Origin of the sequence: Kaistella sp., from assembly GCF_049588135.1 — a bacterium.
Lineage (GTDB): Bacteria > Bacteroidota > Bacteroidia > Flavobacteriales > Weeksellaceae > Kaistella.
Genome location: NZ_JBAVFG010000214.1, coordinates 24,186 through 35,443, shown reverse-complemented (window position 1 = coordinate 35,443; position 11,258 = coordinate 24,186). Strand labels below are relative to the sequence as shown.

Here is an 11,258-nt window from a genome sequence, read left to right as displayed (position 1 = left end):
ATAGAAAATTTACCAACCACCAGAAGCACCGCCACCGCCGAAACTTCCGCCGCCGCCGAAACCGCCAAATCCGCCACCTGAACTTCCACCACCAAAACCACCGCCGCCGAAACTGCCTGGAAAAGGGAAAAATCCGCCGGGATAAATATTCCTACCACGTCGAGAGAGAATCACATCGTCATCATCATTGTTATTTCCGCCACCGCCGCCATTTTTAAATAAAAAGCTTAATATCATTAAAACAAAAAAAGCGATTATCACCATTTGTATCGGAGTAAGACCTTTTTCCTGAGCGTTTTTAGCAATCGGTTTGAATTTTCCTTGAACCGCTTCCATCAAAGCGTTTGTACCATTGTTAATTCCGTCGTACCACAATCCTTGTTTGAATTTTGGCGTGACAATATAATCCATGATTTGTCCGGCAACCGAAGCGGTGAGATATTGCTCCACAGCTCTTCCCTGTTGAATTGCCATCGTATGATCTTCTGTCGCAATGAGGAAAACTATTCCGTTGTCAATTCCTTTTTGACCAATCCCCCATTTCTCGCCGTACATTGTTGCCAAATAATTAACATCTTCACCACCAGTTGTGGGAAGAATAATGACTTCAATTTCAGTAGAAGTAGAATCTGAAAATTTTATCAACTTTTGATTCAGTTCATCTTTTTGAGATGGAGTTAAAAGTCCGACCTGATCGTAAACCGGATAAAGAATTGCTGGTTTCTCTGGAACTTTCTGGGCAAAAACAAAAATGTTTAAACCTAATAAAAGAAAAGCTAAAAAATAGTTACGAGAATGTAATCTCATTGGGAAGTTCATTTGGATTTTCTCCCACAATCGGGAAATATTTTTTCAATTCAATACCGGTTTCTAAAATGGCTTTTTTCAAACCATCAAAATATTTGCCTTTGGAAAATTCTGTTGTAATATCATCGTGCATTTTATTCCAGAAATTTTGATTTACTTTTTCATGAATGCCTTCATCGCCAATAATTGTAAGATATTTTTGCTCGAAATTGACATGAAAAAGCACGGCATTTTTTGCAGCGGTTTTGTCTTTGCAAAGTCTTTTAAAAACTTCAAAAGCAATTTCCGCATTATTTCCCTCGGTGTTTGAATCGATATGAATACGAATTTCACCCGTAGAAAAATCTTCCGCCGTTTTAATGGCTTCTACGAGAGAAGCCATTTGTTGATCTGTTAAAAAATCGTTCATTAGTTGGTAAATACTTCTGGCGCATTTTCAGCACCTGCTACAGCTTTGAAATATGGTTTTTCTTTAAAGTTCGTAAAGTTGGCCAAAATATTATTGGGGAATGTTTTTATTGAAGTATTATAATCTTGCGCTGCTTCGTTATAATAAACAGTTTCGGTTCTGATGCTGTTTTCAATTGCGGTATATTCTCTTTGGAAATTAATGTATTGCTGATCTGCTTTTAAATTCGGATAGCTTTCTACCACTGCCATCAATCTGCTCAAAGAACCACTCAACTCTCCCTGAGCAGCCTGGAATTTCGCCATATCCGCTTCGGTCATTTTCGTGGGATCTATCGTAATAGATGTCGCTTTTGAACGAGCCTCAACTACTTTAGTTAAAGTCGTCTGTTCGAATTGCGAATAAGATTTCACGGTTCTTTCTAAGTTCGGAATTAGGTTTGCTCGTTTTTGGTAAACGGTTTCTACATTCGACCATTTTGCATTTACAGTTTGTTCTTTGTTAACAAAATTATTGTAGCCACTTTTGCCCCAAAAAAACAATATTGCAGCAATTACAAGTAGAGCTATACCGATCGTTCCAGAACTCATACATCCTTTATTTCTCATAGTTTATTTTTTTAAAATTTAAAGTGATACCCAAATATACAAATTATGTGCTAAATTTGTGAAAATTTATAAAGAATGATTACAATTGTTGTGGCAATGGGGCTAGACAATGAAATTGGTGCAGACAATCAATTACTTTGGCATTTACCAAAAGATTTAAAACATTTTAAAGAACTCACTTCTGAACATCCCATCATCATGGGTCGCAAAACCTATGAAAGCATTGGAAAGCCACTACCTAATAGAACAAACATTGTAGTCAGCAGAAAAAAAGACTGGTTCGAAGAAGGGATTTTAATTGTTGGAAGCATCAAAGAAGCCGTGAAGTTTGCAAAGAAGATTGATGAGCAGGTTTTCATTATTGGTGGTGGCAACATCTACGAACAGACTTTAGAATTAACAGATCAACTTGAGGTAACTTTCGTGAAAACCAATATCAAGGCGGATACTTTCTTTCCTAAAATAAGTCCTAAAATCTGGACCAAAACCAACGAAATTTGTCACGAAAAAGACGAAAAAAATGAGTTTGATTTCTGTTTCCAAACCTATGAGCGAAAAGTGAAATTAACCTAGGATTTAAGAATGCTACACTTGGTTTCTATTTTCGACACAAATCATTACCTTTGCACCACAAAAATTTAACAATGAATAAATATATAAAATTCGTGATCGCCGCGCTTATAATTGCTGCAGGAGTTTACCTGATGATGAACAGAAATATCGGTTGGGGAATCGTGGTGGTTATTTTATCTGCTATTCCTATCTTACTTTTTTTCAAAAATGAATATATCTTATTGGCGTTTTGGTTTTTAAGAAAACAAAATATGGTGAAAGCGGCAAGTTGGTTGACTAAAATCACCAATTACCAATCTCAATTACATAAGACTCAATATGGCTACTTTCATTATTTACAAGGACTTACTTTAGCACAGGATAATCCAGCGAAAGTAGAACCATTTATGAAAAAAGCTTTGGAATATGGTTTGAATATGAAACATGACCGCGCCATGGCGACTTTAAATATCGCTGCTGGAGCAATGCAAAAAGGCAGACGCCAAGAAGCCAAAAACCTCCTGGAAGAAGCCAAAAAACTTGACACGGCAGGAATGATGACCGATCAAATAAAAATGATGAAAGATCAGTTGAAAATGCCATCAATGCAGAAACACATGCACAACCCAAATATGAGAAATAGAGGGAAATTTTCTTAAAATACAAAGAAAAAAATCAAGTGAAAAAACAGAATCCTGAAATTAATTTTTCGGGATTTTTTTTTGTGGGAATTTGCCAGAATATTACTTTTATTGAGAAAAAGATTTCACACTTTCAGGGCTTCGCAATTATCATCGTTTTCATAATATTCATAGGGCTTTGTCCAATGCTGATGATTTGCTACTTCGTAGCTGGAAATATTAAAAATAAAGAACATTATTTACATTGATCTGAATAATTACATTTTATCTTTATTCTTTGTTCTAAAATCACATTTCCGAATTCTGATCGGCACCGTAAAACTTCGGTATTTGCCATTGGTATTTTACTGCCAAAGTTCGAATGACCACAATCAAAAGTATCGTAGAGATTTGCACAAAAGTATAAGAAAGATTCGTGAATTTTGCTAAAATTAAAAACACACTTCCTCCCAAAATACATGCCGTTGCATAAATTTCTTTTCGGAAAATTAATGGAATTCTATTCAACAAAATATCGCGAATAATACCGCCAAAACAACCAGTGATGGTTCCTAAAGTAAGACAAATTAAAGGATGAAGATCGGCATTTAATCCTTTTTGAATTCCGACAATCGTAAATAAACCTAAGCCAAAACTATCAAATAAGAACAGGGTAACTTTAAATTTCCCTTCGATTGATTTGAAAATCATCGAAAGTATACACGTAATAAAAATCACGGAACAGATTACCATATCGTGCATCCAAAAAACCGGAACACCCAACAATAAATCCCGCACTGTTCCACCTCCAACCGAAGTGACGAATGCAATAATCAAAACTCCAAAAGGGTCTAATCGTTTTTGCATCGCAGCAAAACTGCCCGACATCGCAAACGCAATCGTTCCTAGAATTTCGATGATGAGATTAAAGTTTTCGTGAATCATGTTTTTTTTATAAGTAATGAGTAATGAGCAATAAAATTTTGATTACTTCGGTAAATTATCCGAAAGTTTCTTTTTGTAACTGCTCATTACTTTTACAATTTCGTCGCATTCCATTTTTAAATCTTCAAGTTTTTCGTGATTCAAATATTTAAGTTCTTCAATAATTTCTAACCAAAATTGTGTTTCATCGGCTTCTTCCACACGATGCAAAGTTTCGAAAATTTTTCTTTTTCAGATCGTGCTCTTCCTACGGCTCTGTAATTTGTAGCGACAGAAGTTGAGGAACGATAAATCTATTTTCTAATTACAGACAAATCATCGGAATAAGGCAAAACGGAAAGACTTCTTATAATTGAAATGCAAAGTTTCTTTGTTCTATCTCTGAAAATTTGGTTATAATTAGATTCCATAAAATTTAATTTTAAAAATTATTCATTACTTATTATTACCCATTACTCATTTATTTACTCTCACTGCTTCTGGAACTAACAATTCGTAATTCCCATCAAAGGTGATAATTTCTCGAACAATACTGCTACTGATAAATGATTTGCCTGATGAAGTTAGTAAGAATATGGTTTCAATTTTATTGTCTTTCGTTAATTCCCGATTGGTTTGTGCAATGGCTTTTTCAAACTCGAAATCTGCGGGATTTCTTAGTCCACGCAAGATGAAACTCACGTTTTTGCTGTGGCAATAATCAATGGTTAAACCTTCAAAATGATCCACTTCAATATTTGGAAAATGTTCAAAAGTTTTCTTGATGAATTCTATTCTTTGTTCCAAAGAGAACATATATTTTTTCTGTGAATTTTGTCCGATAGCGATAATAATTTTATCAAAAAGCGGTGCTGCTCTTTCCACAATATCGTAATGCCCAAGGGTAATTGGATCAAATGATCCGGGGAAAACTGCGACTCTCATAAATGGAATTTTAGATTTATATATTTTTCTATAGGGCTTCACCCTATGCTGTTGATATCGCCACTTCGCGGCTTCTTTTACTTGGTTTTTTTTACTTTTTACTTGGCTCTTATCACTTACTTTTCAAAGCTTTTTCCACCTCATTCCCGCATAAATCTTTAATGGAAATTCCGTAAATTTTTGCTTGTTGTGGCAAGATAGAAGCTGGCGAAAACCCTGGATTGGTATTCATTTCGAGCATATAAGGAATGTCATTCATGATGATGAATTCGCTTCTGGAAAAACCACTCATTCCTAAAGAATCATAAGCTCGTTTCGAAATTTCCTCTACTCTTTTTCGGGTTTCATCATCAATTCTTGCGGGAGTAATTTCTTCGGATGCACCTTCGTATTTGGCTTCGTAATCGAAAAACTCTTTGTGTGGAACAATTTCGGTAATTCCCAAAACGATGGTTTCTCCGTTAAAATCTACAACACCAACGGAAACTTCCATACCATTTAAGAAACTTTCAATTAAAATTTCGTCGTCTTCGGCAAAAGCAAAAGCCAAAGCTTTCTTTAATTCTGATTGTTCCTTTACTTTAGAAATACCCAAAGATGAACCCGACTGATTCGGTTTTACAAAAAGTGGCAATCCTAATTCTTTGATGATTTGCTCTTCATAAATTTCTTCACCTTTTCTTAGATAAACACTTTTTGCAGAAGGAATTCCGTATTTTGAAAGTACCGCTAAAGTATCTTTTTTATTAAAAGTTAATGCACTTTGATAAAATCCACAACCCGTATATTTCTGCCCAATCGTGTCCCAATATGCTTGAAGCTCGCCATTTTCACCAGGTTTCCCGTGAATGATATTAAAGCAAACATCAAATCTCACATCGAAACCACTATCGAGATTTACCGAGAAATCGGCTTTGTTAATCGGAACTTTCTGTTCTCGATTGTCCAAGAAATACCATTCATCTTTCAAAATGATTACTTTGTACACATTATACAAATCGCGATTGAGGGAATCATAAATGAGTTGTCCACTTTTCAGCGACACTTTATATTCGTCGGAATAACCGCCCATCACTACGGCTACATTTTTCTTGCTCATGAGTCTTTATCTAATCGAGCAAATTTAAACAAAATGTTTAAAAACCATAGTCATAATAAGAAAATTTATATCATCATCGTAAATCACTCATTAAAAATAAGGAGGTGATAAAAATGAGGTTTTAACTATTTCCCGTACTATTAAAAAGTCGTAATTTTGGAACCTATGAAAAGATGGTACCTCTACCCTTTTTCCCTAGGTTATCATTTGGCAACAGCCATTAGAAATACGATGTATAACTGGGGAATCTATAAATCAACAACATTCAAAACACCGATGATTAATGTCGGTAATCTTTCGGTGGGCGGCAGCGGAAAATCGCCAATGGTGATGTACATAGCCGATTTACTTTCTAAGCATTACCGAACCGGTGTTCTTTCTCGCGGTTATGGAAGAGTAACGAAAGGCTACGGAATTACCAATTACGACAGCAATTATAAAACCGTGGGTGATGAAGCGATGCAGCTTTTTGAACGTTTCAAAAACCGTTTTGTAATCGGTGTTTCCGAAGAGCGAGTTCCTGGTGCAAAAAAAATGATCTCCGATATGGATCTCAATGTTTTGTTACTGGATGATGCTTACCAGCACCGAGCCATTAAACCTGGATTTAATATTTTAATGACGGATTATAATGATCCTTATTTCAAAGATTTTCTTTTGCCTGCAGGTGATTTACGTGAAAGCAGAAATGGTGCAAAACGTGCCCAAATCATTATGGTTTCTAAATGTCCCGATGATTTAACCGACGAGAAAAAGCAATATTATATTTCGAGAATCAAACCTCAGCATTACCAAAAAGTTTTCTTTTCAAGTATTGGTTATGATGAAAACGTTTACTCAAGAGACAAAATGCTTCCAGACAACAATCTGGATTATTACGACATTTTATTAATTACAGGAATTGCCAACCCAAAACCTTTGATTAAGCATTTATCAAGATTTTCGAAAAAGGTGAAACATTTAAAATTTCGGGATCATCATAATTTCAGTGATCAAGATATTAAAAATATCATCGCAGAATATAAAAAACTTGGCGAATACAAAATGATTCTTACTACTGAAAAAGACTATGTAAGACTGAAAACTTTTGATTATCTTAGAGATCTTGTTTACTATTGGCCGATCAACGTGAACATTGATAGAAAGGAAGATTTTAATCAAACCATTTTAGATTATGTTAGAAAAAATTAAAGAAACTGCTGGTTTTATTAAAAACATTATTCAGGACACTCCTGAATTTGCCATTGTTTTAGGCTCTGGTTTAGGAAAGTTAAAAGATGAAGTAGAAGCCATTCACATTTTAGAATATCCCGAAATCCCGAATTTCCCACAAACAACTGTTGCTGGACATGGCGGGCAATTAATCTACGGCAAACTTGAAGGAAAAAAAGTATTGATGATGAGTGGCAGATTTCATTATTATGAAGGTCACGACATCCAAACCGTGGTTTTCCCTTTTCGAGTTTTTCATCTATTGGGAATTAAAAATCTTATTTTATCGAATGCTGCTGGTGGCGTAAATCCTGCATTTAATATTGCTGATGTGATGATTATCAACGATCACATTAACATGATGCCTGAACATCCGCTGCGTGGAAAAAACTTAGACGAACTCGGGCCACGATTTGTGGACATGAGCGAACCTTATAATAAAAAAATGATTGATATTGCAGCAAATGTTGCCAAAGATCTAAACATTAAAGCGCACCAAGGTTGTTATGTCGCTTTACAGGGACCCACTTTTGAAACTCCTGCAGAATACGGAATGATCAAAGCAATCGGTGGCGACGCAGTGGGAATGAGCACCGTCCCAGAAGTCATCGTGGCAAAACATCAAGGAATGGATTGTTTCGGAATCTCGATTATCACCGACGTTGGCGGACCTGATATTGCGTTTACTGTTTCGCATGAAGAAGTTTTACAAGCCGCTGATAAGGCAATGCCGAACGTCATCAAAATTGTAAAAGGGTTGGTGAAGAATTACAACGCTTAATTTTCATCAAGAATTGAAATAGAAAAACGCATCTTTTCGGGATGCGTTTTTCTGTTTTAAAAAATTAATGAATATCTTAAAAAAAGATAATTTAATAATGTGCAATTTTAAACCATTAAGTTTTAGGTTAAGAAATTAAGAGCATTAAGATTCCCTTCAGAAATTACCCTGAGTGCCAACTCTTAAAACCTTTTGGAAGACTTATTAAAATAATACATTTGTTCATTTTGCGGTTAAAAAACGAAGAGTATGTTTAAATTGCATCAAAATTAATTCCCCTACCCTATAGGGAGTATAATTTTGATGAAATTTTTAGAAAATTTTTAAACAGACTCTAAATCTATTTCACTTTCACATAAATATGCCGAATATTATTCACGCCGGTTTCGCGTTCATCGATTTCGATTTTTCCGATGCTTTTAATTAAAGGTAAAAGTTTTGCGAATCCGAAATTCCTTGGATCAAAATCGGGTTTCTTTTTAATGATAAAACTGCCGAGATTTCCGAGGAAGGTCCAGCCATCTTCGTCACCCAAATCGTTGATGCTTTCTGTGATTAATTTAATTGTTCTTCCGTCCACTTTGCTCAGTGGTTCTTTTTTATGTTTTGGTTTTTCTGTTTTTTTCTTGATTGTATTTTCTGTTTCTTCCGTATGTTCAGATTCTTCTGTACTGTTTAGAATTTCCAGATAAATAAATTTATCACATGCCGAAATAAAAGGTTTTGGCGTTTTCTTTTCACCGAAACCCATTACCATCATTCCGGCTTCGCGAAGTCTTGTCGCTAATCTGGTAAAATCGCTATCGCTGGAAACAATACAGAAACCAGTTACTTTTTCAGAATAGAGAATATCCATCGCATCGATAATCAGCGCACTATCACTAGAGTTTTTTCCTGTCGTGTAACTGTATTGCTGAATTGGTGTAATTGCATTTTCGAGTAAGACATTTTTCCAACCAGAAACGGTAGGTTTGGTCCAATCGGCATAAATTCTTTTGATGGTGGGTGTTCCATTTTTAGAAATTTCCTCCAGCATTTCTTTCACGTTTTTATAGGGAACATTGTCTGCATCGATGAGTACTGCTAATTTATCGTCTGTCATATTAGTTTTTTTTAAGTCTATTATTGCCACTGACTATATCCAAATTTACAGTATTTTTATTTAAAAGCATCATAAATAAAAGTTCAAAAATAAAGACCTTGAAATATAATGGCAAATAATTTTGATTGGAATGATGATCTTTTTTAATATTTATTTTTATGAATTATCATTTGGAAGTTTACCTTAATTTATTTTAAATTTGTAACCAATGTATAAGGTTTTATAATTTGGTTATGAGCGAATATTTTTCACTTGCTGAAACTGCAAAATTATTGGGTAAAAACAAAGAAACTCTAAGAAGATGGGACAGAGAAGGTAAACTTACTGCTGTTCGCGAACCTATGAGCAATTATCGTGTTTATAAAAAAGAACAAGTTCAAAATTTATTTGCAGAGTTTTTCCAAACGGATATTACAGAAACCATTTCCAATTTTGTAAAGCCAGATAATGAATATAAAGTTTTAGAATTATTTGCCGGCGCAGGAGGTTTGGCAATAGGAATGGAACAAGCAGGTCTTAAATGTTCTGCCTTAAATGAAATTGATAAATTCGCATGTCAAACTTTAAGAAAAAATCGCCCAAACTGGACTGTATTAGAAGGAGACATTAAAGATTTTGACTTCTCTGAATACCAAAATAAAATTGATGTTGTAACTGGCGGATTTCCTTGTCAGGCATTTAGTTATGCGGGAAAAAAATTAGGTTTAGCAGATGCAAGAGGAACGCTATTTTATGAGTTTGCCAGAGTTGTAAAAGAAGTAAATCCACCGATTTGTATTGGCGAAAATGTTCGTGGATTACTCAGTCACGAAAATGGTAAAACATTGCAAGGAATGATTTCAATTTTAGATGAAATAGGCTATAATGTTGTTCCTGTAGAAGTTTTGAAAGCAATAAACTACAACGTTCCACAAAAAAGAGAACGATTAATTTTGGTTGGAATTAGAAAAGACATTGATTTAAAATATGAATATCCGAAACCGTATCAAAAAATTTACAATCTGAAAGATGCCTTAAAAAAAGGAGATTTGTACAATACTGATGTTCCAAAATCTGAAGGAGCGAAATATCCTAAAAGTAAAATCGATGTCTTAGATTTAGTTCCACCAAAAGGTTATTGGCGAGATTTACCCTTAGAAATTCAAAAAGAATTCATGGGCGGCAGTTTTCATTTGGGCGGCGGAAAAACCGGAATTGCAAGAAGAATCGGCTGGGACGAGCCTTGTCTCACGCTAACTTGTAGTCCTGCGCAAAAACAAACAGAAAGATGCCATCCTGATGAAACAAGACCTTTTACTGTTCGGGAATATGCTAGAATACAAACTTTTCCTGATGATTGGGAGTTTTCAGGTTCTGTTGCGCAACAATACAAACAAATCGGAAATGCTGTTCCTGTCAATTTGGGAAAAGAAGTTGGATATTCAATTGTAAATTTTTTGAATAAATATTATAGTTTCTTAAATTCAAAAAGTTGAGATATTTCTATTTCTTTAGCTAATTCTTCCACTCCTTTATTTATCAAATCTTGTGTATCTAAGCTCTCGATGAGCAATTGAAGATTTTCCACCAAACCATCATAAAATTTCGGATAACCTGTAATCCGATGCCAAAATTCCTGACCAATTATAACTGGATGAGTTTTATCAATCATTTTATAATGCATGCTTAACTCATTTTCTTCGCCATAAAGAACGCCAACAATAAAATCGGTATTGTTAATATTTTTAAATGCTTTATTTGTTCGAGCTAAATTAATGGTGTCTGTGAATTTTTTAATTAATGGTTTCACATCTTCAGAATTGATCGTATTAGGACCCGATTTTAATTGACACCATTTTCTGCGTTGATCAATTTTATCAATAAATTCTATATCCATACCTTTTATTAAAGAGCCTTCCGCTATTTTCAAATCTACAAACATGTTTTGTATTCTTGTCCCAAAAGAAGTATTTATTGACGTTCCCAAAACTCTTGGATAAAATAATGCTTTTGCAACACCAATTGGAGTATATGCATTTTCTAATACCTTTGATAAGTATTTTACAACGATTGGATTTATATTATAACTTTTAAGCTTTGAATGCGTATTAATTGAAGCCTTGATATGGTTTTCAAAAATATAAGTCTTGAAATATTCAACAATTTCTATAATCGTTTCTTCTTGTGTTTGTGCTTTCATTCAATTCTAATTAAGTAGTA

At 34.5% G+C, this 11,258-nt stretch carries 14 protein-coding genes; 5 read left to right on the top strand and 9 right to left on the bottom strand.

Annotated features, from left to right (window positions below):
* Positions 1–9: 9 nt before the first annotated feature.
* The 3 genes from WBY99_RS11750 to WBY99_RS11740 are packed head-to-tail and all read right to left on the bottom strand — an operon-like array spanning position 10 to position 1,824.
* Entirely contained in the window at positions 10–807 is a 798-nt protein-coding gene (locus WBY99_RS11750; RefSeq protein WP_423976524.1) for a TPM domain-containing protein, read from the bottom strand.
* Positions 788–1,216 (bottom strand): TPM domain-containing protein, encoded by a 429-nt coding sequence (locus WBY99_RS11745; protein ID WP_423976523.1) that lies wholly within the window; start codon positions 1,214–1,216, stop codon positions 788–790. Before WBY99_RS11745 ends, WBY99_RS11750 begins: the two co-directional genes overlap by 20 nt.
* The gene (locus WBY99_RS11740; protein ID WP_423976522.1) at positions 1,216–1,824 is read right to left on the bottom strand and encodes a LemA family protein; all 609 of its coding nucleotides are present in this window, start codon (positions 1,822–1,824) and stop codon (positions 1,216–1,218) included. The genes WBY99_RS11745 and WBY99_RS11740 overlap by 1 nt, the downstream gene beginning before the upstream one ends.
* Positions 1,825–1,899: 75 nt before the next feature.
* On the opposite strand from WBY99_RS11740, the gene WBY99_RS11735 reads away from it, so the two are divergent.
* Complete coding sequence (locus WBY99_RS11735) at positions 1,900–2,397, top strand: dihydrofolate reductase (protein ID WP_423976521.1); 498 nt, start codon at positions 1,900–1,902, stop codon at positions 2,395–2,397.
* A gap of 71 nt (positions 2,398–2,468) precedes the next feature.
* Positions 2,469–3,035 (top strand): DUF2892 domain-containing protein, encoded by a 567-nt coding sequence (locus tag WBY99_RS11730; RefSeq protein WP_423976520.1) that lies wholly within the window; start codon positions 2,469–2,471, stop codon positions 3,033–3,035.
* Between the two features lie 270 nt (positions 3,036–3,305).
* Here WBY99_RS11730 and WBY99_RS11725 read toward each other — a convergent pair whose 3' ends face one another.
* The 4 genes from WBY99_RS11725 to WBY99_RS11710 all read right to left on the bottom strand — a co-directional run bounded on the left by WBY99_RS11725 (position 3,306) and on the right by WBY99_RS11710 (position 5,964).
* Positions 3,306–3,938: a trimeric intracellular cation channel family protein gene (locus tag WBY99_RS11725; protein WP_423976525.1), complete on the bottom strand. Its 633-nt coding sequence runs from the start codon at positions 3,936–3,938 to the stop codon at positions 3,306–3,308.
* A 45-nt stretch (positions 3,939–3,983) separates the two neighbouring features.
* Complete coding sequence (locus WBY99_RS11720; protein ID WP_423976519.1) at positions 3,984–4,142, bottom strand: four helix bundle protein; 159 nt, start codon at positions 4,140–4,142, stop codon at positions 3,984–3,986.
* Positions 4,143–4,397: 255 nt separating this feature from the next.
* Positions 4,398–4,865: a pantetheine-phosphate adenylyltransferase gene (gene coaD, locus WBY99_RS11715; protein WP_423976518.1), complete on the bottom strand. Its 468-nt coding sequence runs from the start codon at positions 4,863–4,865 to the stop codon at positions 4,398–4,400.
* Positions 4,866–4,977: 112 nt separating this feature from the next.
* Positions 4,978–5,964: a D-alanine--D-alanine ligase gene (locus WBY99_RS11710; protein WP_423976517.1), complete on the bottom strand. Its 987-nt coding sequence runs from the start codon at positions 5,962–5,964 to the stop codon at positions 4,978–4,980.
* Between the two features lie 165 nt (positions 5,965–6,129).
* On the opposite strand from WBY99_RS11710, the gene lpxK reads away from it, so the two are divergent.
* Together lpxK and WBY99_RS11700 are read left to right on the top strand one after the other, a co-directional pair.
* Complete coding sequence (gene lpxK / locus WBY99_RS11705; protein ID WP_423976516.1) at positions 6,130–7,155, top strand: tetraacyldisaccharide 4'-kinase; 1,026 nt, start codon at positions 6,130–6,132, stop codon at positions 7,153–7,155.
* Positions 7,139–7,957 (top strand): purine-nucleoside phosphorylase, encoded by an 819-nt coding sequence (locus tag WBY99_RS11700; RefSeq protein WP_423976515.1) that lies wholly within the window; start codon positions 7,139–7,141, stop codon positions 7,955–7,957. Before lpxK ends, WBY99_RS11700 begins: the two co-directional genes overlap by 17 nt.
* Before the next feature lie 340 nt (positions 7,958–8,297).
* On the opposite strand, the gene WBY99_RS11695 is transcribed toward WBY99_RS11700, so the two are convergent.
* Positions 8,298–9,059: an NYN domain-containing protein gene (locus WBY99_RS11695; protein ID WP_423976514.1), complete on the bottom strand. Its 762-nt coding sequence runs from the start codon at positions 9,057–9,059 to the stop codon at positions 8,298–8,300.
* A gap of 233 nt (positions 9,060–9,292) precedes the next feature.
* Between WBY99_RS11695 and dcm the strand changes: the two genes are divergently transcribed.
* Entirely contained in the window at positions 9,293–10,534 is a 1,242-nt protein-coding gene (gene dcm / locus WBY99_RS11690) for a DNA (cytosine-5-)-methyltransferase (RefSeq protein WP_423976513.1), read from the top strand.
* On the opposite strand, the gene WBY99_RS11685 is transcribed toward dcm, so the two are convergent.
* Complete coding sequence (locus WBY99_RS11685; protein ID WP_423976512.1) at positions 10,507–11,238, bottom strand: PmeII family type II restriction endonuclease; 732 nt, start codon at positions 11,236–11,238, stop codon at positions 10,507–10,509. The genes dcm and WBY99_RS11685 overlap by 28 nt on opposite strands.
* Positions 11,239–11,258: the final 20 nt, after the last annotated feature.